Annotated in this window: 21 protein-coding genes and 1 pseudogene; 11 read left to right on the forward strand and 11 right to left on the reverse strand. The window is 71.5% G+C overall.

Annotated elements, in window-relative coordinates:
• Positions 1–687 precede the first annotated feature (687 nt).
• Positions 688–1,350 (reverse strand): TetR/AcrR family transcriptional regulator, encoded by a 663-nt coding sequence (locus tag ABD705_RS08245; RefSeq protein ID WP_344782443.1) that lies wholly within the window; start codon positions 1,348–1,350, stop codon positions 688–690.
• Positions 1,351–1,578: 228 nt separating this feature from the next.
• Here ABD705_RS08245 and ABD705_RS08250 point away from each other — a divergent pair, with 228 nt between their 5' ends.
• Positions 1,579–2,214, forward strand: a complete 636-nt coding sequence (locus tag ABD705_RS08250; RefSeq protein WP_344782446.1) for an NADPH-dependent F420 reductase — start codon at positions 1,579–1,581, stop codon at positions 2,212–2,214.
• A gap of 60 nt (positions 2,215–2,274) precedes the next feature.
• Here the strand turns inward: ABD705_RS08250 and ABD705_RS08255 are convergent, their stop codons facing one another.
• Positions 2,275–2,598, reverse strand: a complete 324-nt coding sequence (locus ABD705_RS08255) for an ArsR/SmtB family transcription factor (protein ID WP_344782448.1) — start codon at positions 2,596–2,598, stop codon at positions 2,275–2,277.
• Positions 2,599–2,614: 16 nt separating this feature from the next.
• Between ABD705_RS08255 and ABD705_RS08260 the strand changes: the two genes are divergently transcribed.
• Positions 2,615–3,085, forward strand: coding sequence for an SRPBCC family protein (locus ABD705_RS08260; RefSeq protein ID WP_344782450.1), 471 nt, complete (start codon positions 2,615–2,617; stop codon positions 3,083–3,085).
• A 109-nt stretch (positions 3,086–3,194) separates the two neighbouring features.
• Complete coding sequence (locus tag ABD705_RS08265) at positions 3,195–5,285, forward strand: RecQ family ATP-dependent DNA helicase (RefSeq protein WP_344782452.1); 2,091 nt, start codon at positions 3,195–3,197, stop codon at positions 5,283–5,285.
• An 18-nt stretch (positions 5,286–5,303) separates the two neighbouring features.
• Here ABD705_RS08265 and ABD705_RS08270 read toward each other — a convergent pair.
• The 3 genes and pseudogenes from ABD705_RS08270 to ABD705_RS08280 form a co-directional block, all read right to left on the reverse strand.
• Positions 5,304–5,597 (reverse strand): annotated as a pseudogene (locus ABD705_RS08270) (UBP-type zinc finger domain-containing protein); the annotation flags it as partial.
• Complete coding sequence (locus tag ABD705_RS08275; RefSeq protein ID WP_344782904.1) at positions 5,528–5,851, reverse strand: hypothetical protein; 324 nt, start codon at positions 5,849–5,851, stop codon at positions 5,528–5,530. The gene ABD705_RS08275 and the pseudogene ABD705_RS08270, both read right to left, overlap by 70 nt.
• Before the next feature lie 298 nt (positions 5,852–6,149).
• On the reverse strand, positions 6,150–7,094 hold the full coding sequence (locus tag ABD705_RS08280; protein ID WP_344782454.1) for a Ppx/GppA phosphatase family protein: 945 nt from the start codon (positions 7,092–7,094) through the stop codon (positions 6,150–6,152).
• Between the two features lie 79 nt (positions 7,095–7,173).
• Here ABD705_RS08280 and ABD705_RS08285 point away from each other — a divergent pair, with 79 nt between their 5' ends.
• Both ABD705_RS08285 and ABD705_RS08290 read left to right on the forward strand, forming a co-directional pair.
• Positions 7,174–8,343: an acyl-CoA dehydrogenase family protein gene (locus ABD705_RS08285; protein WP_344782456.1), complete on the forward strand. Its 1,170-nt coding sequence runs from the start codon at positions 7,174–7,176 to the stop codon at positions 8,341–8,343.
• A 31-nt stretch (positions 8,344–8,374) separates the two neighbouring features.
• Positions 8,375–9,391, forward strand: a complete 1,017-nt coding sequence (locus tag ABD705_RS08290; protein ID WP_344782458.1) for a hypothetical protein — start codon at positions 8,375–8,377, stop codon at positions 9,389–9,391.
• A 2-nt stretch (positions 9,392–9,393) separates the two neighbouring features.
• Here ABD705_RS08290 and ABD705_RS08295 read toward each other — a convergent pair whose 3' ends face one another.
• The 3 genes from ABD705_RS08295 to ABD705_RS08305 are packed head-to-tail and all read right to left on the reverse strand — an operon-like array spanning position 9,394 to position 12,455.
• Positions 9,394–10,275: an ABC transporter permease gene (locus tag ABD705_RS08295; RefSeq protein ID WP_425562057.1), complete on the reverse strand. Its 882-nt coding sequence runs from the start codon at positions 10,273–10,275 to the stop codon at positions 9,394–9,396.
• Positions 10,262–11,305 carry an ABC transporter ATP-binding protein gene (locus tag ABD705_RS08300; RefSeq protein WP_425562062.1) on the reverse strand — a complete coding sequence of 348 codons (1,044 nt, stop codon included), beginning with the start codon at positions 11,303–11,305 and terminating at the stop codon, positions 10,262–10,264. Before ABD705_RS08300 ends, ABD705_RS08295 begins: the two co-directional genes overlap by 14 nt.
• 55 nt (positions 11,306–11,360) lie before the next feature.
• A complete protein-coding gene (locus ABD705_RS08305) occupies positions 11,361–12,455 on the reverse strand; it encodes a LolA family protein (RefSeq protein WP_344782462.1) in 1,095 nt (364 codons plus the stop codon).
• A gap of 186 nt (positions 12,456–12,641) precedes the next feature.
• On the opposite strand from ABD705_RS08305, the gene ABD705_RS08310 reads away from it, so the two are divergent.
• The 4 genes from ABD705_RS08310 to ABD705_RS08325 all read left to right on the forward strand — a co-directional run bounded on the left by ABD705_RS08310 (position 12,642) and on the right by ABD705_RS08325 (position 16,230).
• A complete protein-coding gene (locus tag ABD705_RS08310) occupies positions 12,642–13,505 on the forward strand; it encodes an SDR family oxidoreductase (RefSeq protein ID WP_344782464.1) in 864 nt (287 codons plus the stop codon).
• Positions 13,502–14,584, forward strand: coding sequence for an alkene reductase (locus ABD705_RS08315; RefSeq protein ID WP_344782466.1), 1,083 nt, complete (start codon positions 13,502–13,504; stop codon positions 14,582–14,584). Before ABD705_RS08310 ends, ABD705_RS08315 begins: the two co-directional genes overlap by 4 nt.
• A gap of 35 nt (positions 14,585–14,619) precedes the next feature.
• Positions 14,620–15,099: a MarR family winged helix-turn-helix transcriptional regulator gene (locus tag ABD705_RS08320; protein ID WP_344782468.1), complete on the forward strand. Its 480-nt coding sequence runs from the start codon at positions 14,620–14,622 to the stop codon at positions 15,097–15,099.
• A gap of 69 nt (positions 15,100–15,168) precedes the next feature.
• A complete protein-coding gene (locus ABD705_RS08325) occupies positions 15,169–16,230 on the forward strand; it encodes an MBL fold metallo-hydrolase (RefSeq protein ID WP_344782470.1) in 1,062 nt (353 codons plus the stop codon).
• Positions 16,231–16,275: 45 nt separating this feature from the next.
• Here ABD705_RS08325 and ABD705_RS08330 read toward each other — a convergent pair whose 3' ends face one another.
• Positions 16,276–16,701, reverse strand: a complete 426-nt coding sequence (locus tag ABD705_RS08330) for a MarR family winged helix-turn-helix transcriptional regulator (RefSeq protein WP_344782472.1) — start codon at positions 16,699–16,701, stop codon at positions 16,276–16,278.
• Positions 16,698–18,608 (reverse strand): FAD-dependent monooxygenase, encoded by a 1,911-nt coding sequence (locus ABD705_RS08335; protein WP_344782474.1) that lies wholly within the window; start codon positions 18,606–18,608, stop codon positions 16,698–16,700. The genes ABD705_RS08330 and ABD705_RS08335 overlap by 4 nt, the downstream gene beginning before the upstream one ends.
• Before the next feature lie 98 nt (positions 18,609–18,706).
• On the opposite strand from ABD705_RS08335, the gene ABD705_RS08340 reads away from it, so the two are divergent.
• Both ABD705_RS08340 and ABD705_RS08345 read left to right on the forward strand, forming a co-directional pair.
• Complete coding sequence (locus tag ABD705_RS08340) at positions 18,707–19,972, forward strand: pyridoxal phosphate-dependent decarboxylase family protein (protein ID WP_344782476.1); 1,266 nt, start codon at positions 18,707–18,709, stop codon at positions 19,970–19,972.
• Positions 19,973–20,019: 47 nt separating this feature from the next.
• Positions 20,020–20,853 (forward strand): SDR family oxidoreductase, encoded by an 834-nt coding sequence (locus tag ABD705_RS08345; RefSeq protein ID WP_344782478.1) that lies wholly within the window; start codon positions 20,020–20,022, stop codon positions 20,851–20,853.
• Positions 20,854–20,879: 26 nt separating this feature from the next.
• Here the strand turns inward: ABD705_RS08345 and ABD705_RS08350 are convergent, their stop codons facing one another.
• Entirely contained in the window at positions 20,880–21,674 is a 795-nt protein-coding gene (locus ABD705_RS08350; RefSeq protein ID WP_344782480.1) for an aspartyl protease family protein, read from the reverse strand.
• Position 21,675 lies beyond the last annotated feature (1 nt).

Consider the following 21,675-nt stretch of genomic DNA (forward strand, 5'->3'; position numbering starts at 1 on the left):
ACCCACCATGGGTTGAGCATCTCCCGACGCGGCCACGTCTGGGGAACAGGCACTGATCGAGCTGGGGACTCGACGCGCCGAAAGGTGTCGACCAGCGACCAGGGTACCGCACAACCGGCACCAAATGACTGGGCCTCGCGAACGGCACGCCCGCAACCGCCCCCCTGTACGCAAGCGTGGGCACCAAGATGATCGCATACACCGACAGCGACGCCGCGATCGGACGGCTGGACGGGGCCAGGATCGCGATCGTCAGGGCGACGGCGACGGCCGCAAGTGTCGGGGGCAGCGCCGTCACGGCTCCCAGACACATGCCCGGCCGCTGCCGGTCGTGAGCCCAGGCGAAGACGCCGGCCTCTGTTCCGCTCGCCTGACCAAGCGCCCAGGTCGTGCCCGGACGGCCCGCAACCCTTGGAAACACCGGGGGTCGGGGGGTCGGCGGGCACGGCGAGCTCGATCATGAGCAGTGCTCTCGCACCGACGGTCACTGCCCACCAGCAGCGGCACCGCGACGCTGATCGCCGCCCGCACCGCCACCCGGTGCTTCCCGTGACGAGGGCCGATGCGGATCAGCCCCGTCCACACCCGCCGCGCCGCATCCGCCGCATCCCCAGGCTGCGCACCCAGGGGTCACCTAGCCAGGCCGTGTCACCAGAGCCTGCATGGCCGGCAGAGCGGCCACCGCCGCTACTTCGCCGTGCTCAGACGCACCATGGCGTCGTAGAGCTGCTGATCCGTCATCGGCGGCTCGGGCAGCGGATGTGCGCGCTCGGCACGGTAGGCATCGAGCATCAGGTAGAGGTGCCGCCGCCACGCGTCGGGCGCGGTGGTGCTGGTGGCGTCGATCATCCGGCCGTTGGACCAGATGAGGTTCACGATGTCGGCCTGCGTGATGTCGGGGCGCGCCGCGCCGGCTTCCTGTGCCCGGGTGAGCACGTCTTCGATCTCGTGACACATCCGGTCATGGATGAGTTCGGTCTCAGCGCTGCCGGGGAACCGACGGGAGAGGAAGTCGTTGAATCCGCGGTCTCCCGCCTGCACGCGCAGCAGGTTCTCCAGATAGGCGACGAACCCGTCCCACGGATCGTCGATCTGCAGCGCCTTCGCGGATCCCTCGGCGAACTCCTGCAGTCGAGGTTCGAGAGCGGCCAGGAGCAGGTCCAGTCGGGTCGGGAAGTGGCGGTACAGGGTCCCGATGGCGACGCCGGCGTCCCGGGCGATCGCCTCCAGCGAGGCATCCACCCCACGGGCGGCGAACTCGCAGCGCGCCGCGACAAGCAGCCTCGCACGGCGCTCCCGGGCGTCCCGGCGCTGCGGCATGCGCCTCCGCTCGACTGCGCTGATACTCATGCGGCCAGTGTAACCCGCGAGCTGAGGGTGGCCTCCGGTTCTGGTGCGACCGTGCGCTTCCGGCCCTCGAGGCCGGGTGGCGCGCGGGCAGGATTTCGCCGATCTGGAATACATGAGGCACCCCTCCGGTTCCATGCAGGCAACCGGAGGAATGCCTCATCTTGAGGTTCCGGTCGACCGCCGGCAAACCTGACGGCCCACTGATCAGGACGAACAAGGGAGCATTTCATGAGCAGTATCAGCATCATCGGTTCGGGCAACATGGCCCGGGCCATCGGCGCCCGGGCCCTCGAGACCGGCAGCACGGTCGAGATCCTCGCGAGGAATGTCGGCAAGGCGGCAGCCACGGCACGCGCCCTCGGCAACGGTGCGACGACGGGGACCTGGGGCGCCAGGCCGACCGGCGACATCGTGATCCTCGCCGTGCTGCACGCCGCGGCCGTGTCGGTCGTCCGCGAGTTCGGGCAGTCGCTGGCAGACAAGATCGTCGTCGACATCACCAACCCGTTCAACGCGGATGCCACGGGGCTCGCCATCCCCTATGACACGTCGAGCGCGCAGCTGGTCGCCGACGTCGCGCCGGCCGGTGCCCACGTCCTGAAGGCGTTCAACACCCTGTTCGCCCATATCGTGGCCGCGGGCGACCCGGTCGACGTGTTCATGGCCGGTGACGACACGCGGGCCAAGGAGAGCTTGGCCGCGTTCATCACGAGTCTCGGACTTCGTCCTCGGGACGCCGGTGACCTGATCATGGCGCACTGGCTGGAGGGCGCGGCCGTGCTGGAGATGGGCGTGGCTCGCGCTGGGGCGGGATTCGACTTCTCGCTCGGCGTGAACTCCCGCGTGGGCGTCGGCGCGTACTGAGCGTATGCATGCTCGATGCCGGCACCCGGCATCGTCGAATGGCCGGCGCCGGCATCCGACTCATGTGTCGAGACGGGCGAGCAGGTCGACGGCGGCACGCGTGTAGCCGTCGATCCATCGGTCGTGGATCCGCTTGATCGGCACGGGCGCGAGCGCCAGGTGGCGCTCGCGCCCCACCCTTCGTCCGGTGACGAGTTCCGCCGCCTCCAGCACGCGCAGATGCTGCAGCACCGTGGTGCGGTCCAGATCGCCGAACAGGTCGCACAGCGCCCCCGTCGTGCGCGGCGCCTCTTTGAGGGCGTCGAGGATGCTGCGGCGCACGGGCGACGCAAGCGCTTTGAAGACGCGGTCGTCGTCCGAGGGCTTGTGCGACTCCACCGACATGTTGTAAAAATACAACATGACTGGCGAACTGAAGGAATTGACGTTCACGGTGTCGGGACGCGTCGCCCGCCCGCCCGCGGAGGTGTACGAGGCCGTCGCAGACCCTGAACAGCTCTCGCACTATTTCACGACCGGGGGAGCGCGCGGCCGCCTCGACGCGGGGGCCGACGTCTCCTGGGACTTCCGCGACTTCCCCGGACGATTTCCCGTCGACGTGGTCGAGGCCCAGCCACCGACCCGCATCGTGATCCGCTGGGGCGGCCAGTCCGTCACCGCCGCCGACGGTCGGACGACCACGACGTTCGAATTCGAGCCGATCGACGACGGGGCGCGCACGCTGGTGACGATCACCGAGTCGTCCTGGCAGGTCACCCCCGACGGTGCGCACCACGCGTTCGACAACTGCGAGGGGTGGACGGGCATGCTCGCCGCGCTGAAGGTGTGGGTCGAGCACGGCATCAACCTGCGCGACGGCTTCTACGCCTGAGCGGGGGCCGGCCAGGTCACGCGGCGCGAACACCCGGGACCGGCGTCCGCCACGTCTGGCGCGGCCCGCGGCGGCGGCGTGTGTCGTCCGCCCCTGACAGACTCGAGGGATGACCGACGACCTCCGCACCGAAGCTCGCGAGATGCTGCGGGCGCTCGTCGGGCACGCCGCCGTCTTCCACGACGGGCAGTTCGAGGCCATCGAGGCGCTCGTGCGCGCCCGCCGCCGCGCGCTGGTGGTGCAGCGCACCGGATGGGGCAAGTCCGCCGTCTACTTCGTCGCGACGCTGCTGCTGCGCAGGCAGGGCGCCGGCCCGACGGTGCTGGTCTCGCCGTTGCTGGCTCTGATGCGCGACCAGATCGCCGCCGCCGAGCGTGCCGGTGTGCGGGCGGTCGCGATCAACTCCACGAATGCGCACGAGTGGGACCAGGTGCGCGCGCGGCTGGCCGATGATTCGGTCGACGTGCTGCTGGTCTCACCCGAGCGCCTGAACAACCCGTCGTTCCGCGATGAGCAGCTGCCGACGCTGGTGGACCGAATGGGGATGCTGGTGGTCGACGAAGCCCATTGCATCAGCGACTGGGGGCACGACTTCCGTCCCGACTACCGCCGGCTCGGCGAGCTGATCCGACGGCTGCCGCCGGTCGTCCCGATACTCGCGACGACGGCGACGGCCAACAGCCGCGTCGTGACCGATGTCGCCGAGCAGCTGGGCGGCGGTGCGGACGCGCCGCCGGTGCTCACGATCCGCGGTCCGCTGGCACGGTCATCGCTGCGGCTCGGCGTGCTGCGGCTACCCAGCGCCCGGGCGCGGCTGGCCTGGCTGCTCACGCATCTGGACGACTTCACCGGGTCGGGCATCATCTACAGCCTCACCGTCAGCGGTGCGGAGGATGTCGCGCGGCTGCTGCGCGAAGCCGGTCACGAGGTGCGCGCCTACACCGGCCGCACCGACCCCGCCGAGCGCGAAGAGCTCGAGGCGCGCCTGAAGCGCAACGAGGTGAAGGCGCTGGTGGCCACGAGCGCGCTCGGAATGGGATTCGACAAGCCCGACCTCGGGTTCGTCATCCACCTCGGCGCGCCGTCCTCGCCCGTCGCGTACTACCAGCAGGTCGGGCGCGCCGGCCGCGCGACCGCGAACGCCGACGTGCTGCTGCTGCCGGGCCCCGAGGACCCCGATATCTGGCGCTATTTCGCCACCGCGTCGATGCCGACCCGCGAGCGCGCCGAGCGGGTCATCGGCGCCCTCGGCGACGCGCCGCTGTCGACGCCCGCACTGGAGGCGCTGGTGGACGTCCGGCGCACGCCGCTGGAGCTGCTGCTGAAGGTGCTCGACGTGGACGGGGCCGTGCATCGGGTGCGCGGCGGCTGGGTCGCCACCGGCACGCCGTGGGTCTACGACGCCGAACGGTACGACCGCATCGCGGCCGAGCGGCGGGCCGAGCAGCAGCACATGGTGGCGTACGAACAGACCGATGGATGCCGGATGGAGTTCCTGCAGCGACTGCTCGACGACGACACCGCCACCGAATGCGGGCGGTGCGACAACTGCGCGGGCGTCTGGTTCTCGCCGCAGATCGCCGAGACGGCAACGGCTTCGGCGGCGTCGTCGCTGGATCGGGTCGGCGTTCCGATCGAACCGCGTGCGCAGTGGCCGACCGGAGCCGACCGGCTCGGGGTGCCGGTCAAGGGCAGGATCGCCGCGGAGGAGCGGTCCGAGGAGGGCCGTGCACTCGCGAGGCTGACCGATCTGGGGTGGGGCGGTGCGCTGCGGACGCTGTTCGCCGACCCGAAGGACGGGCCGATCAGCCCCGCGCTGCTGGACGCCGCAGTGCGGGTGCTCGCCGACTGGCCGTGGGCGCAGCGTCCGACCGGCATCGTCGCGATGGCCTCGGGTCGCCGGCCGCTGCTGATCGACACGCTCGCGCGCGGTCTGGCCGCGGCCGGGCGGCTGCCCTTCGTCGGCACGCTGGCCGCGCGCGGCGGCGGCCCGGCCGGCGAGCCGGGCGGCAACAGCGTCTATCGGCTGGCCGGGGTCTGGGACCGATGGGATGCGTCGGCGTTGTCGCTGCCGGCCGGGCCGATCCTGCTGGTCGACGACCTCGCCGACAGTCGCTGGACGCTCACCGTCGCCGCACGCGAACTGCGTCGCCGCGGAGCGGACGCGGTGCTGCCGCTCGTCCTCGCGCTGCGCGGCTGAGTCGGATGCGCGGCGCGCTCAGGCGTCGGCGTCGCGAGCGGCCAGAATCTGCTGCCAGTCGTCCGGGACGCGGCCGGCCGGTCCCGGCACCGACTGCGATTCCGGATGGCTGGTCGGCGGAGCCAGCTCGGGCCCGGTGATCTGCACGCCGGCCTCGAAGTCCCAGAACCAGTCCTCGCCCGGTTCGAAGCTCTGCATCACGCGGTGCCCGGTGGCGCGTGCGTGCGCGGTGGCGTGGCGGTTCAACGAGGAGTCGCAGCATCCGATGTGTCCGCACGTGGCGCAGCGTCGCAGCCGCACCCACCAGCTGCCGCGAGGCCGTCGACGAGCCCGACCACGGCGCTCGAGTCGAGGCGCAGTGCGCGGACGATATCGCGCTGCGTGGTCCCGGAGCCGACACCGGCCGGTTCCAGCCCGGAGTACTGGCGGGTGCGCAGGTCGAACGGTGTCAGGGCGGCATTCGCGGGTCGCGCGGCGAACCAGGAGAATCGGGCGGCGAGGAAGCCGATGTTGCCCGCGAGCCGCCGGATGGACGGCGTCGAGATCGCGGGGGGCTCCACAGTCACTGCACACCTCCCCAGGCCGTGCCGGTCGACATCGAGGCCGGGCGTGTTCATCCTGTAAGCGCGCGCTCACCATACGGCCCCTGCCGTGCGGCCCCGGCTGTGCCATCCATCGATCCGATCGCATTTCTCGTAGTGACCATGTCCATCCCTTCATCGGGCAGCTGACCGGCCCACGATCGAGGGTGGTGATGCGGATGGCCGACGCGTCATTGCGTTCTGTGGAGGTGATCCATCGGACACGCTAAAGCAGTTCATTGTTTTTTACAATGGTTTGCGAGATCCGGTCGGCATCGGGCACTCAGGCGCCGGGCGGCGCCCAGGCCATCGACTCGATGTAGCGCAGCAGCACGCCCTCGCGCAGCGCCCAGGGCGCCACCTCCAGTTCGTCCACGCCCAGCGCGGCCATCGCCGCGTGCACGACGACGGCGGCGGCGACGATCTGGAACGTGCGGTCGGGGGTGATTCCGGGCAGCTCCTGGCGCGCACTGGCGGGAAGGCGGGCCAGACGCGGAATCCACGATTCGAGCGACGCCCGCGGCATCCGCAGCCGTTCCACCCCGGCCGGCCCGTTCGTGGAATAGCCGGTGAGCCGCGCCAGCGACCGGATCGCCTTGGACGAGCCCACCGCGAGGTCGGGGCGAGCCAGCCCCGCGAACGCGTCGGCCACCGGCTGCAGGGTCTGGTCGGCGTGCGCCCGCAGCCGCTGCACGGCGCCTTCGTCCGGCGGATCGCCCGGCAGGTAGGCCAGGGTCATCCGGCCGGCGCCCAGGGGCACCGATGCTGCGGCATCCGGCAGCTCCTCGGGACCCGCCGCCAGCTCGAGCGAGCCACCGCCGATGTCGATCAGCAGGATCTGGCCCGCGGCCCACCCGAACCAGCGGCGCACGGCGAGGAACGTGAATCGCGCTTCGGTCTCGCCGCCGAGCACCTGCAGGTCCTGACCGAGCGCGGCCTCGATGCGCGCGATCACTTCTGCGCCGTTGGCCGCCTCGCGGACCGCGGACGTCGCCGTCGCGAGGAGCTCTTCGACGTTCTCGGTCGCCGCGATCTCGCGGGCGCGGGAGACGGCCGCTTCGAGTGCCTGGATGCCTTCCTCGGTGATCTCGCCGTCGGGACCGAGGTAGCGCATCAGGCGCAGAACGGTGCGCTCGCTCGTGCGACCCAGCGGTCTGCCGCCGGGAAAGACGTCCGCCACGAGCAGGTGGACGGTGTTCGAGCCGATGTCGAGGACTCCCAGGCGCACACAACGACAATAGCGCGATGCGGCCGGCCGATCCGGTGCCGGTCGCAGGGGCAGCACCGCGCGCGCCTATGATCGGGGGATGGCCTCCGTCTCCCTCCCGCGAACCATTTTCGATGAGTCCCACGACGACTTCCGCGCCATGGTGCGGCGCTTCGTCGAACGCCAGGTCGTCCCGAACCTGGACGCGTGGATCGCCGCCGGTCGAGTGGACCGCAGCCTGTTCCAGGAGGCCGGCGCCGCCGGCATCCTGGGCATGTCCGCACCCGAGGAGTTCGGCGGCGGCGGCGTGGCCGACTTCCGCTTCAACGCGATCGTCATCGAAGAGATAGTGCGGGTCGGCGCGACCGCGGTCTCGATGTCGCTGTGCGGCTTCAACGATCTGGTGGCCCCCTACTTCATCGCGTTCGGCACCGACGAGCAGAACCAGCGGTGGCTGGCGCCGATGATCGCCGGCGAGAAGGTCGGCGCGATCGCGATGACCGAACCCGGCGCCGGATCGGACCTCGCCGGCATCACGACGACGGCGCGGCCCGACGGCGACGCCTTCGTGCTCAACGGCGCCAAGACCTTCATCTCCAACGGACTGCTGGCCGACGTCTTCATCGTCGCCTGCCGCACCGACCCCGACGCCGGGCGCGCCGGGATCAGCCTGCTGGTCGTCGAGCCCGACATACCGGGATTCACGCGCAGCGGCCCGCTGAAGAAGGTCGGACTGTCCGCGCAGGACACCGCCGAGCTCTTCTTCGACGACGTCCGCGTGCCGCGCACCCATGTGCTCGGCCAAGAGGGCGAGGGCTGGACGCAGATGCGACGCAACCTGCCCGTCGAACGTCTGGACATCGCGGTCACGGCCATGGCGCGGATGCGGGCCACCTTCGATCAGGCGCTGGCCTACGCCTGCGACCGGAAGGCGTTCGGACAGCGGATCGCCGACTTCCAAGCCAATCGCTTCTACCTCGCGGAGCTTGCCACCGAGATCGAGATCGCCCAGGTCTTCGTCGACCGGTGCATTCTGGACGCCGCCGAGCACACCCTCGACGAGGTGACGGCGGCGATGGCCAAGTGGTGGGTCACCGAACTGCACCAGCGGGTCATCCAGCGCGCGGTCCAGCTGCACGGCGGATACGGCTTCATGCGCGAGTACGCCGTCGCCCAGGATTACCTCGATTCCCGGGTCTCGACGATCTTCGGCGGCACCACCGAGATCATGAAGGAGATCATCGGGCGCCGCCTCACCCGGCCGGCCTGAGCGGGTGGGGGCAGCAGGGTAACCTGCCGCTATGGCATCGATACCGTTCGTGCAGCACGACATCACCGCCCGGGTGCCGGAGCTGACTGACCCGACTTCCATCATCGAGGTCCCGCTGAAGATCCGGGTGGACCCGCTGACCGGGCACACCTCCCGGATCGTCTCGGGCACCCGGCTCGCCCCCGAGACGCGGCCCGATCTGACCGCGCTGACGGCGGCGCCGTCGTTCTGCCCGTTCTGCGCGGGGACCATCGAGACCGCCACCGGACTGCTCGACCCCGCGATAACCGACGAGGGCCGCATCCGGCGCGGCTCGGCCGTGATCGTGCCGAACGTGATGGCCTACTCCGAGTTCTCCTCAGTGGGCCTGTATGACACCGGGTCGCACTTCCTCGACCTGCCCGAGCTGACGCCGGGCCGGGTCGGCGACCTGCTGTCGGCGTTCGCCGACTACACCCGCGGGGTGCGCCGCATCCGTCCGATGTGGTCGTCGGTCAACGCCAACTATCTGCCCCCCAGCGGCAGTTCGCTCGTCCACCCGCACGGTCAATCCGCGCACGACGACATCGGCACCACGACCCAGCGCAACCTGGTGCGGCTGTCCGAGGCCTGGCCGGGAGCCGAGTCGTACTGGGACACTCTGCTGGCGCAGGAGGACGGCGGCGACCGGTGGATCGGCCGGCGCGGCCGCGTCTGCGCGTTGACCCCGTGGGCGCCGATCGGCTTCCATGAGGTCTGGGCCGTCATCGACGGTGCTCACGACATCACGGATCTGACCGCCGCGGACTGCGCCGACCTGGGCACTGTGCTCTCCGGTGTGTTCCAGACGTATTACGCGCTGAACCTCACGTCGTTCAACTGGGCGCTGTACGGCGGCGGGCCGGCGCCGTCCGGCCGGTATTCGCTGCTGCTGCGCGTGGTCAGTCGCGCCAACGCCGAGGCGATGTATCGCAGCGACGTCACTTATTTCGAGCGTCTGCACAGCGAGGCGATGATCGATCTGACGCCGGAGGCGATGGCGGCCGAGGTGCGCGCGCACCTGGCCTGAGGCTACGACAGGATGTCTTTCGTGCTGAACCGCCCATACGCCAGCGCCCCGCACACGGCGACATAGCCCAGCTGCAGCAGGGCGTTGTCGCCGAGCGAGGTCCACGAGATCGGCTCGCGCAGCAGGTCGGCGAACGACAGCCAATAGTGGCTGAACAGCCACGGCCCGAGCCAGTCCAGCTGCGGCACCGAATCCAGCACCTGCGACATCACCGCCAGCACCACGGTCGCGGCCATGGCGCCGACCGGCACATTGGTGAGGGTGGAGATGAACAGGCCGATCGCGCACAGCCCGAGCAGCGAGATCAGCACGAACACGCCGATCAGCAGCAGCCGCACGATCGCCTCGCCGAAGCCGACCGTGCTGCCGGACAGCAGCGTCACCGGCCCGATCGGGAACAGTGCGGCGCCGATCGCGAGCCCGGCGACGATGACGGCCAGCGTGCCCGCCGCGCAAAAGACCGCCGCGCCGAGGTACTTCACGACCAGCAGCCGGATGCGCCCGGCCGGCGCGATCAGCAGATAGCGCAGCGTGCCGTGGCCGGCCTCGCCCGCGATGGTGTCGCCGGCGACGACGCCGACCGTCAGCGGCAGGAACAGCGGGATGCACACCAGCAGCCCGGTCAACCCGACGAAGAACCCGTTGTGTGTGATCTGGCTCAGGAACTGCGGGCCGCGCCCGGCGGGCGGCTCGTGCGTCGTGGCCCGCACGGCGATCGCGATCAGGAGGGGCACGGCCGCCAGCGCCGCCAGCATCGCCCAGGTGCGCCAGCGCCGGAAGAGCACGCTCAGCTCGGACGCCAGCAGCGCCCACCCCACGCCCGGCCTCGCGGCGGGCGCCGCGCCCGGGTTCGCGGTCGCGCGCACTGACTCAGCCGGCGACATCGAAGCCCTCCCCGGTCAGCTCCACGAACCGATCCTCGAGACTCGGCTCATCCACCGCGAATCCGCGCACCCGCACGCCGCCGCCCACCAGCGCCGCGACGATCTGCTCGGGCGCGGGCGGCGCCGGTGCGCCGGCGCCGGCCTCGTCCGTCGAGTCGGCCCCCGCGGCGCCGTCGGCCCCGTCCTCGTCGTGCGGCGCCTGGGCGATGACCCAGCCGTCCGGATGCCCGCTGCCGACCACGAATCCGAAGCCGGCGAGGATGCGGCCCGCCGCATCGGCATCCGGGGTCTGCACCCGCACCTGGGCGCGGCCGGACCGGCGCAGCTGGTCGATCGTGCCCTGCGCCACCAGCCGGCCGGCGCGCAGCACCGCCGCGTGCGTGCACATCTGCTCGATCTCGCTGAGCAGGTGGCTCGAGACGAAGACCGTCGCGCCGTCGTCGGCGAGCGAGCGGATGAGCGCGCGCACCTCGCGGGTGCCCTGCGGGTCGAGTCCGTTGGTGGGCTCGTCCAGCACGAGCAGTTCGCGCGGCGAGAGCAGCGCCTGCGCGATGCCGAGCCGCTGCTTCATGCCCAGCGAGTAGGCGTGCACCTGCTTGTGCGCGGCGTGGCCGAGCCCGACCCGTTCGATCGCGTCGGCCACGCGCACCGCACGGGTCGCCCGCGATGCGCGCCGGTCGGCGGCATCGAAGCGGCGCAGATTCGAGGCGCCGGACAGGAACGGGTAGAACGCGGCGCCCTCCACCAGCGCGCCCACGCGGGGCAGCACCTCGTCGGCCGCGCGGGGCATGCTGCGCCCGAGCACCTGCACGTCGCCGCTCGTGGCGCCGGCAAGGCCCAGCAGCATCCGGATCGTGGTCGTCTTGCCCGAGCCGTTCGGTCCGAGGAAGCCGAACACGGCGCCGCGCGGCACGGTGAGGTCGACGCCGTCGACGGCGGTGCGCCGGCCGAACCGCTTGCTCAGGCCCCGGGTGCGGATCGCCGGTTCCGCCCCCGCAGCGTCGCGAGCGCTCGCGTCGCTGCCCGTCAGGTCGCCCGTCACGGCGCTGCCCGCCACGGCGCTGCCGGTCACGACCGCGCGGACACTAGCGGTCCGCCGCGGCCTCGAGAGCCGACACCGGCACCGAGCCGGCGAAGACGCGTCCGTCCTGCGTCAGCAGCACGTTCACGAGCGACGTGCTGAGCACCCGGCCGGAGGCTGCGGGGGTCGTCAGCTGGTTCAGCAGCGGCATGCGGTGCACCGCGGTGGGCACGCTGCCCGCGCGCAGCTGCACGATCGTGGCCCACCCAGTGCCGGTCAGCGTCGGCTGGTGCGCCTGGTCGGTGCCGTGCCCCGGGCCTGCCGCGCCGTGCTCCGGGCGTGCTGGCAGGGCCGGGAGCTTCTGCTGCGTGACGGTGGTGCCCGCCGGCGGCGAGAAGGTGAACAGGTCGGCCGCCGGTGCCCGGTAGTCCAGGTGCGTGAACGCGACGTGCAGGGCCGGCGACTGCGCGCCGCGCGCGGTGACGGCGACGCTCAGCGGGAATCCGTTCTGGGCATCGACGGCGATCGAGACGGACCCGATCAGGGTGCCGGACGTGCGCGGTGTCAGCACCAGGTCGTAGGCGTCATGGCCCGCGACGCTGACCGCCTCACCGAGGGTCACCGCGGTGCTGGGCGTCAAGTCCTTCAGCAGCCGCTGCGCCACCTCGGCCGGTGTGGCCGCGATCTCATGCTGCGGCGGCGCCGATGCGCTCGGCAGGCTCAGGTGTGTGGCGGTGGCCTTGTTCGAGTCATACAGCCACAGCTGCGTGCCGTTTCGGATCAGATCACGCTCGGCCAGGGCATCCATCACCTGGATGCGCTGCTTGGCGGGCCCATCCGCATAGATCCGTGCCGTGTGCGTGCCGGTGAGCAGTCCGATGGCCGAGGCCGCTGCGGCGTCGGCGCCGGATGCACCCGCCGCACCCGCCATTCCTGCGGCCGGTCCGGTGCTGGGCAGCTCGGGAAGCCCCAGATCGGAGGTCTGCTGCACGGTGCCCGAGAACGTGTGCACCGAGCTGCCCGCAGCCAGGGCCAGCACCTGCGCCGGTGTCCGATCCGGCACCGTGACGTTCATCTGCGCATTCGCCGCCAGCGTGCCGCCGGCGATCACCACCGGGATCACGATGGCGGGCAACCAGCGCACCCATACCCTGCTCATGCGTCGAGCCTACGCTGTGCGCACGGCAGGCGAGACGGTCACGGATTTTCATCCCGGATGCTCAGCTGACGGCCATCTTCGACAAGGCGGAATAAATACGTAGCTGGCTACATTTACCTCTGTCAGTACTCATGTAGCCGGCAACATGGATCGCTCGGCGGTGAGCTCACACACGAGGAGAAAGCCATGAAGGTTCTTGCAGTGGGAGCGGCGGGACCATCCGCCGGTCTGGTCACCCGGGCGCTCGCGCGCCGGGGCGTCGAGGTGCGGGGTCTGGTGCATGCGCCGTCGCGGGCAGCGGCGGCGCGGGAGAACGGGGCGGTCGACACCGTCGTCGCGGATCTGAACGACCCGCAGCAGCTGGCCGCCGCGCTCGCCGGCGTGGATGCCGTCTTCCACATCGTGCCCGCATTCGTGCCCGACGAGGCGGCTACCGGGACGGTGATGGTCGCTGCTGCGGCAGCGGCGGGGGTGCGCCGGATCGTGTTCTCCAGCGTCTACCACCCGTCGCTGGTGGCGTTGTCGAATCATCGTGACAAGGCGCCGGTCGAGCAGGCGATCTACGACTCGGATTTGGAGTTCACCGTTCTGCAGCCGGCGATGTTCATGGCGCAGCTGGGCGGTCACGTGGCCGCCGCCCGTGCCGGCGGCGTGATCGGCGGCCCGTATTCGGCGACGACGAGGTTCGCGTACGTGGACTATCGCGACGTCGCCGAAGCGGCGGCACTGGCGCTGACCACCGACCGGCTGCTCGGCGGCACGTTCGAACTGTCCGGGCCCGGGCAGTTCTCGCGCGAAGACATCGCCGCGGCACTGACCGAGCTGCTGGGCCGGCCGGTGCGCGCGACCTCCGGCAGCCCGGAGGACCGGGACCCGAGGATGCCCGCGCACCTGCGCGACGGGCTGCAGCGCATGTTCGAGCACTACGACGGCGCGGGCCTGCACGGCGGCAACTCCCTCGTGCTCGACACGATCCTCGGCCGCGCGGCGACGAGCGTCACCGATTATCTGCGGGAACTGACCACCACCGACACCGAAAGCGAATCATGACCACCATCACCGACCCGATCACGATCAAGAACCTGCAGCTGGCGCACCGCCTCGCGCTGGCGCCGATGACGCGCAGCCGGGCGCTGACCGACGGCACACCCGGGCCGTTGGCGGCGCAGTACTACGCGCAGCGGGCCGACCTCGGGCTGCTGATCACCGAGGGCACGCAGCCCTCGGACGACGGCCAGGGGTACCTGAACACCCCCGGCATCTACCGACCCGAGCACATCGCCGGGTGGCGGCAGATCACCGACGCCGTGCACGAGCGCGGCGGCCGGGTGTTCATCCAGCTCATGCACGTCGGGCGGATGTCGCACCCGGCCAACACCCCGCACCACCGCCCGGCGCTCGCGCCGTCGGCGATCGCACCGGGCGTGACGATCTTCACCCCCTCCGGCGCGCAGCCGGTGCCCACCCCGCGGGCGCTGACGATCGCCGAGATCGCGACGACCGTCGCCGACTTCCGGCGGGCGGCGGCAGCGGCCATCGCCGCCGGTGCCGACGGCATCGAGCTGCACGGCGGCAACGGATACCTCCTGCAGCAGTTCCTCGCCCCCAACGCCAACACTCGCACCGACCGGTACGGCGGCTCGATCGCGAACCGCGCGCGGCTCATGCTCGAGATCGCGGCGGCCGTCGCCGACGAGATCGGCGCGGAGCGGGTCGGCATCCGGCTCTCGCCGGGCGGCCGGCTCGGCGGGCTGGATGAGGGTCTGGATGCCGCCGACCTGTACCGTCACCTGGTCGGCGGTCTCGCCGCCCTGGATCTCGCGTATCTGCACCTGCTGCACGTCTCCGCAGACGAGCAGCTGCTGGCCGACCTGCGCCGCGCGTGGCCGAACACACTGCTGCTGCTGCGCGCCGGGCGGACGGTCGATCGGGACGCGCTGGACGCCGAGTTGGCGGCGGGGATCGCCGATGTGCTGCCCCTGGGCAGCAGCGCTCTGGCCAACCCCGACATCCTGGCGCGACTGCGCGCGGGCGCGCGGCTCAACGTCGCCGACCCGTCGACGTTCTACGGTGGGGGTGCGGCCGGGTACACGGACTACCCGACGCTGGACGTGCTGCAGCCGGTATGAGGCGTGCTGCCGCCGACTCGACCTGAGGAGTGACGATGACCGAGGAACAGCGCCCTGCGGCGGAGGCATCCGAGCTGGAGGCGCTGTTCCCGGTCAGCTATGCGATCTATGCGATGGCCCGCACGCACCGGGCCATCGCCGCCGCGCAGCTGTCGCGGCTGGGTCTGTTCCCCAATCAGGAGATCATGCTCATCCAGCTCGCCGCCGCGCCGGATGGGCTGTCGCAGAAGGTCCTGGTGGATGCGCTGAAGGTCAGCCATCCGACCGTCGCCAAGACCGTGGCGCGCCTGGAGAAGACCGGACTGGTGCGCCGGCGCGCCTCGGACGAAGACAAGCGGATCAGCGTGGTCTCGCTCACCGCGGCCGGACGGCGCCTGCACGACGACGTCATCGCGGTGTGGCGCGGCCTCAACGAGCAGACCGTCGCGGGACTGTCGGCGCAGGAGACGGCGGCGTTCGTGGCGACGGCGCAGAAGATCCGCGGTGCGCTCGAGACCGCGGCGCCGCCGCTGTGAGGCGGGCGCGATGCGGCCCGCGCGGGCGGCGCGCAATAGAGTGCGAAGGAACAGTTCGGAGGTGGGCGCATGCCGCGGCAGCGGGATCTGAGCACAGCGCGTGGTGAAGCGGCGGTCGCGCGCCGCCCGTTCCAGTCCACCAGTGCAGGCCAGTCCGCCGCGGTCGCCGACGGCACCGTGCCGCCGCTGGAGCAGGTGCGCAGCGACGTCTGGGCGGTGGCCCTGCCGATGCCCAGCGGCCAGCACATCGGGTTCTCGCTGGCCTACCTGCTGCGGGATGCCGACGGCGGCATCCACGTCATCGACACCGGGTGGGACACCGACGAGAACTGGCGGGTGCTCGCCGACGCGGTGCGCGCCGTCGGCGGGCAGCCCGAGCAGATCGCCTCGGTCACCGTCACGCACATGCACCCGGACCACCTCGGCATGGTGAACCGGCTGCGTGCGGCATCCGGCGCCACCGTGACGCTGCATGCCGCCGATGCGGCGGCCATCGCGGCGGGAGAGCCCGCTCGATGGACCGAGCCGGCCCTGAGCCGACACCTGGACGAGTGGGGTGTGCCCGAAGGCCGCCGGGCCGAGATCTACCGGCTGCGCGACGCGCAGCCGGCGCCGATGTTCGTGGCCGCCGACACTACCGTGGGCGACGGCGACGTGCTCGAGGTCCCCGGCTTCTCGCTGCGGGTGATGTCCACCCCCGGCCACACCGCCGGCAGCATCTGCCTGCGCGACGACGCGCGCGCGATCCTGTTCACCGGCGACCACATCCTGCCCACGATGCACGCCGGGCTGGGCCTGGGGGGACCGACCGCGACCAATCCGCTGGCGGACTACCTGCGGTCGCTGCGCGCGGTCGCCGCGTTCGACGACCACGAGGCGCTGCCCGGCCACGGATACCGGTTCACCGGGCTGGCAGCACGCGCCCGCAGGCATGAGCGCCATCATGCGCGCCGCGCCGCCGAGGTCGCCGCCGTGCTCGCGGCCGATCCGAACGCCTCGCCGTGGAAGATCGCCGCGCAGCTGACCTGGACGGCGGGCTGGTCGAACATGACCGGCTTCTTCCTGTTCTCCGCCCTGACCCAGACGGCGATGTTCCGCGAGTTCGTGCTCGGCGGCGGCAGCACGGACTGAACGGCCGCCGAGGGGCCGTGCCGGAGCCCCCCGCCGTCGAGGCGCTCAGTCGTCGAGGTCCAGCATCCCGTGCAGGGCATGGCGCAGGCCGGCATGCGCCTGGTCGCTCAGCGGCGCAACCAGCTCGCGCTGCACCTGCTCGACCAGCGGCCGCAGCCGCACCCGCTCGGCGCGGCCGTGCTCGGTCAGGGTGACGGTCTTGCGGCGGGCGTCGTCCGGGTCGCGGTCGCGCCGCAGCAGGCCGCGGCGCTCCATCCGCGCGACGAGGTCGGCGATCGTGGAGCGGTCCAGGTCGACCTCGTCGCCGAGTTCGCGCTGACTGGCGCTGCCGCGCTGATCGAGGATCACCAGGATCGTGTACTGCGGACTGGAGATCTCGGTCGACACGATCCGCGCCCACGTCGCCACGTGCAGCTGCTGCGCTCGGCGGATCAGATAGCCGATGTGCCGCTGGGGTTCGCGCTCGATCATCGGCGCACGACCGCACGCTGGTCGCGCAGGAACCCGGCGAAGAAGTCTGCGACCTGCGCGCGCGCCGACAGCGGCAGCACCTGGGCGACGTACTGGTCCGGCCGCACGACGACGATCGCGCCGGCGGAGTCTATGCCGCGCGCGGCATAGATGTCGTCCGCAGGGTCGAGAGCCCACGCCTTCTCCCAGTCCTGCAGGCCCAACGGGCCCGAATGCGGCAGCAGCATCTCGGGCAGGGTCGTGATGTCGATGTCGTGGTGACCTGCGGCGAAGACGCCGTGCACGTCGATCACGCTGTCGATGTCGGCACCCGGCGCGGTGAACCGGCGTACCGGCGAATCCGGTGATTCGCCCAGCCAGGTGGCGAGGTCGATCAGCCCCGAGCCGCCCGCGTCGCCGAACGCATACAGCCGCCACCGGCCGTCGGCGAGGTGGGTGTGGCCCAGCTGCACGCGCTTGCCGTCCGCAATGCGCACCACCGGTGACGAGTGGAACCGGGTGCCGATCTCGAATCCGGAGGCCAGCTGCTGGTGCTCGTCGCCGCCGATCAGCGCCGACGGCGTGTACTTCGTGGCCAGGCCCGCGGTGTACCTGCCCTGCCGGGCGAACTCGGCCTGCATCTGCTCGGCGGTCACGCCGCCGAGCTCGGGGTGGGCCGGGTCAGGAGCCGGCTGCGCGATGAACGCCGACCAGAACCGGTCGAATTCGATCAGGTCGGCGGCCACCCACTGCCGCTCGGCCGAGTACGAGTGCAGCAGCGCGGCATCCGACCGCCCTTCCAGCACGGCGGCGAGCTTCCAGCCGAGGTTGAAGGCATCCTGCATCGACACGTTCATGCCCTGACCGGCCTTCGCCGAGTGCGTGTGGCACGCGTCGCCGGCGATGAACACGTGCGGCAGGCGCCCGGTGGCATCATCTTTTGGTACGTCGTCGAACTTGTCGGTCAGGCGCTGTCCGACCTCGTACACCGACGACCAGGCGACCGAGCGCACGTCGATCGAATACGGGTGCAGGATGTTGTTGGCCACGCTCGTGAGCTGGTCGACGGTCGTGGAGCGGATCGTGGTGTCGCCGTCGGGGATCTCGCCCAGGTCGACGTAGCAGCGCACCATGTTGCCGCCCTCGCGGGGGATCATCAGCAGGCTGCCCTTGCCGGCCGACTGCACCACATTCTTGGTGCGCCAGCCCGGGAAGTCGGTGGTGGCCAGAACGTCCATCACGCCCCAGGCGTGGTTGGCCGCATCTCCGCTCAGTTCGCGCCCGATCGCGGTGCGCACGCCGCTGCGTGCTCCGTCGCACCCCACGACGTATTTCGCCTGCACCGTGAACTGCTCGCCGTCGTACTCGCCGCCGCGGTGGCGCAGCGTCGCCGTGACCGGGTACGGACCGTCACCGACCGTGAGTGTGACGAACTCGATGCCGTAGTCGACCTGCAGCCGGCTGGCGGACTTCTCCATGTGCTCCAGCAGGAACTGCTGCATGCGCGCCTGATTGACGATCACGTGCGGGAACTCGCTGAGGCCGTCGGGCGTGTCCTGCACCCAGCCGGTGCGCTGGATGCGGGTGCGATCGACCTCGGACGGCCCCCAGAAGTGCACCTCGCCCACCCAGTACGCCTCGCGCACCAGATGCTCGGCCAGCCCGAACGCCTGGAACATCTCCACGGTGCGGCAGGCGACGCCGTCGGCGTGCCCGAGCTGGAGCGGTCCGCCGCGGCGCTCGATGACACGGGTGCGGATGCCGGGGAATTCGGCCAGCTGCGCGCCGAGCACGGTGCCGGCCGGTCCGGTCCCGACGATCAGCACGTCCATCTCGGCGGGGAACTCGGTCGGGCGGGTCAGGGCCTCGCGTGCGACCGGGATGATGTCGGGGTCGCCGGGACGGTAGCCGTCACGATAGAACTGCATGGGATCTCCTTCGATCGAGAACGCGTCGTCGAGTGCGCCCACCCCATAATATAGTCAGTACCCCAACGATTTCAATGTCGAATCGGAGTTTCACAGCCATGGCACACGAAAGCGACTTCGCGCCTGACGAGGACGGCCTCCAAAACGCCCTGGCGCGGCTGATCGACGCGAAGCTCCGGCGGGGGACGGCGCACGGCGATCCGGTGGCGCCGCTGCCGGTTCCGGCGCAGTGGCCGGCCGACGGCATCGGCTCGCGCGCGGCGCTGGCACGGCTCGCCGACACCGCGCTGGTCGAGGCGACCCGGCTGGACCATGCCGGCTTCTTCGCACACATGGATCCGCCCACCCCGTGGGTGACGTGGGCGGCCGCGCAGTGGGCCGCCGCGATGAACCAGAACCTGTTGCAGCCCGACTCCGCGCCGCGCGCCCGGCTGCTCGAGCAGCGCGTGGTCGAATGGCTCGCGCCCGAGTTCGGGATGACCGGCGGCCATCTCGTGCCCGATTCGACGCTGGCGAACCTCACGGCGCTGTGGGCCGCCCGCGACCTGACCGGCGCCCGCCGGGTCGTGGCATCCGCCGTCGCACACGTCAGCGTCGCGAAGGCCGCCCGCATCCTCGGGATGCAGCTGGTCGAGGTGCCGGTCGATGCCGCGCAGCGGCTGCGCGCCGACCTGCTTCCGGCGGACCTGTCCGACGCCGCCGTGGTGCTGACCGCCGGCACGACGGCGACCGGATCGATCGATCCGCTGGATGCGGCATCCGGCGCTGCCTGGCGGCATGTGGATGCGGCGTGGGCGGGACCGCTGCAGCTGTCGTCGCACGCGGCGGTGCTGGACGGCATCGAGGGTGCCGACTCGGTCGCGATCTCGGCGCACAAGTGGCTGTACCAGCCCAAGGAGAGCGCGCTGGTGCTGTTCGCCGACGTGGCGGCCGCGCACGAGTGCCTGAGCTACGGCGGCAGCTACCTGGGGGCGCCGAACATCGGCCTGCTCGGCTCGCACGGCGCCGCCGCGCTGCCGCTGGCGGCCACTCTGCTCGCGTGGGGGCGGGTGGGCCTGGCGGCGCGCATCGACGCCGACATGGCGCTGGCGGCACGGCTGGCCGCGCGCGTCGCCGCCGAGCCGGCGCTCGAGCTGTGGGCCGCACCGGTCGCGGGGGTCGTGGTCTGGCGGCCGCGGGGCGCCGATCCGGTGGCGGTGCGCGCGCGGCTGCAGGATGCCTGGGTCAGCACCGCGGTCGTCGACGGCCAGAGCTGGTTCCGCTCGGTCGCCGCCAATCCGCTGGCCGATCCCGACCACGTGGTGGACGCGGTCCTGGCGGCGATGTCGGCCCTGGCGCGGGACACCGCTGCGGGACGATACTGAGCGGGCCTGCACCGCCATCGTGGCCGGGCCAGAGAGGATCGTGTCGGATGACTTCGACAGCAGTGATCACCGGTGCCGGCAGCGGCATCGGCCTGGCGGCGGCCCGCGCGCTGGCCGTCGCCGGCTGGGACGTCGTGGCCACCGCGCGCCGGCCCGAGGCATCCGAGGCGCTGCAGGCGCTGGCGGCAGAACTGCCGGCAGTCACGCTGCGCAGCCTCGACGTCACCAGCGACGAGTCCGTCGCCGCGTGCATCGGCGCCGTCCTGGCCGAGCGCGGCGGCATCGACCTGCTCGTCAACAACGCCGGCGCCGGACACCGGGGCACACTCGAGCAGCTCAGCCTCGATGAGCTGGCGGCGTCGCTGCAGCTGAACTTCTTCGGCGTGGCGCGGGTGACCAAGGCCGTGCTGCCGGGCATGCGGGCCGCGCGCTCGGGCCGGGTGATCACCGTGACGAGCCTGAACGGCGTGGTGGCACTGCCCTTCAGCGACGCCTACAACGCCGGCAAGTTCGCCGTCGAGGGACTGATGGAGAGCCTGGCGGCGGTGATGCGCGAGTTCGGCGTCTTCGTCTCGGTGCTCGAGCCGGGGCCGGTGAACACGCCGTTCTTCGCCCACGTCGGCGGCCACGTGCACGACATCCCCGCCGACGACCCGTATCGCGACCTGATCACCCGGTTCAACGGGCGGCTTGCGGCGATGGGTGCCGCCGGCCAGTCGGCGCAGTCGGTCGGCGAGGTGATCCGCGACATCGCCGCCGATCCCGCCCCGGCACTGCGCTATCAGTCCTCTGATCAGGCGCGCGGGCTCGTCGCACAGAAGCTGATCGATCCGACCGGCACGAGCGTCGTGCACGAGACCGGCAAGCTGCTGCAGCCCTGATCTCGGTCCGAGCTCGGTCTGAGAGCTCAGTCCGGCAGAAAGCCCCAGGCGCCCGCGCGCAGGTCGGTCGCCCAGTTCGCCTGCGCGATGATCGGGTAGCCGACGATCAGCTCGAACGCCGGGTCGCCCGGACGGGCAAGCCCCGCGATCGGCGCCGTCGCCGCCGGCGACGGCGCGAAGACACGCCCGCCGATGCGGCAGGCGGCCATCGTCACGAGCGGCGTGTCGGCGGTGCTGCCATGCGCATCGGTGCCGCTCGACTCGCCGAGCGGCACGAACAGTCCGGGGTGCGCCGCCGCGAACCCGGTGTCGACGATCGTGATGCTCGCGCCGGTGTCCCAGACGGCGCGGGCGGATGCCTCGTCCCACGCCACGTCGAGCATCGGGTGATGGCGCGAGGACGTCACCAGCGGCCAGACGGCATCCACCGGCTCGTCGGCGTCGATGCGGCACACGCCTGAGGCCGGCAGCATGTCGAGGCGGTGGCCGTGCAGCACGTCCAGACCGAGGAGGGCGCTCTCCCCGTGCGCGTCGTCGGTCGAGACGTCCACCACGACGTCGCGCACCGTGATCGGCCCGAACGCGATGGCCGGCACCCGCGCCCGCAAGACGCGTCCGGCCGGTCCGTGCACGCCGCGGCCGGACCGGTCGTCGTCCTCGATCAGCCAGCCGGCGGTGCGACCGCTCGCGCGCACCCGGCTGCGCGAGCCGCCGGTGTCGAGCAGGAACTCCTCGGCGATGCCGTCGACGGTCGCCGTCACGAAGCACAGTGCCGTGCCCGGCTCGTCATCTGCGCGCACCTGCATCGGCAGTTCGGTCATC

Origin of the sequence: Microbacterium kribbense (assembly GCF_039537285.1) — a bacterium.
Classification (GTDB): Bacteria; Actinomycetota; Actinomycetes; order Actinomycetales; family Microbacteriaceae; genus Microbacterium; species Microbacterium kribbense.

Coding starts and splice junctions, on each gene's coding strand:
- ABD705_RS08345 (WP_344782478.1), top strand. CDS start 20,020: ATGACTTCGACAGCAGTGATCACCGGTGCCGGCAGCGGCATCGGCCTG.
- ABD705_RS08340 (WP_344782476.1), top strand. CDS start 18,707: ATGGCACACGAAAGCGACTTCGCGCCTGACGAGGACGGCCTCCAAAAC.
- ABD705_RS08325 (WP_344782470.1), top strand. CDS start 15,169: ATGCCGCGGCAGCGGGATCTGAGCACAGCGCGTGGTGAAGCGGCGGTC.
- ABD705_RS08250 (WP_344782446.1), top strand. CDS start 1,579: ATGAGCAGTATCAGCATCATCGGTTCGGGCAACATGGCCCGGGCCATC.
- ABD705_RS08245 (WP_344782443.1), bottom strand. CDS start 1,350: ATGAGTATCAGCGCAGTCGAGCGGAGGCGCATGCCGCAGCGCCGGGAC.
- ABD705_RS08255 (WP_344782448.1), bottom strand. CDS start 2,598: ATGTCGGTGGAGTCGCACAAGCCCTCGGACGACGACCGCGTCTTCAAA.
- ABD705_RS08295 (WP_425562057.1), bottom strand. CDS start 10,275: ATGTCGCCGGCTGAGTCAGTGCGCGCGACCGCGAACCCGGGCGCGGCG.
- ABD705_RS08315 (WP_344782466.1), top strand. CDS start 13,502: ATGACCACCATCACCGACCCGATCACGATCAAGAACCTGCAGCTGGCG.
- ABD705_RS08285 (WP_344782456.1), top strand. CDS start 7,174: ATGGCCTCCGTCTCCCTCCCGCGAACCATTTTCGATGAGTCCCACGAC.
- ABD705_RS08335 (WP_344782474.1), bottom strand. CDS start 18,608: ATGCAGTTCTATCGTGACGGCTACCGTCCCGGCGACCCCGACATCATC.
- ABD705_RS08330 (WP_344782472.1), bottom strand. CDS start 16,701: ATGATCGAGCGCGAACCCCAGCGGCACATCGGCTATCTGATCCGCCGA.
- ABD705_RS08260 (WP_344782450.1), top strand. CDS start 2,615: ATGACTGGCGAACTGAAGGAATTGACGTTCACGGTGTCGGGACGCGTC.
- ABD705_RS08320 (WP_344782468.1), top strand. CDS start 14,620: ATGACCGAGGAACAGCGCCCTGCGGCGGAGGCATCCGAGCTGGAGGCG.
- ABD705_RS08265 (WP_344782452.1), top strand. CDS start 3,195: ATGACCGACGACCTCCGCACCGAAGCTCGCGAGATGCTGCGGGCGCTC.
- ABD705_RS08350 (WP_344782480.1), bottom strand. CDS start 21,674: ATGACCGAACTGCCGATGCAGGTGCGCGCAGATGACGAGCCGGGCACG.
- ABD705_RS08310 (WP_344782464.1), top strand. CDS start 12,642: ATGAAGGTTCTTGCAGTGGGAGCGGCGGGACCATCCGCCGGTCTGGTC.
- ABD705_RS08290 (WP_344782458.1), top strand. CDS start 8,375: ATGGCATCGATACCGTTCGTGCAGCACGACATCACCGCCCGGGTGCCG.
- ABD705_RS08305 (WP_344782462.1), bottom strand. CDS start 12,455: ATGAGCAGGGTATGGGTGCGCTGGTTGCCCGCCATCGTGATCCCGGTG.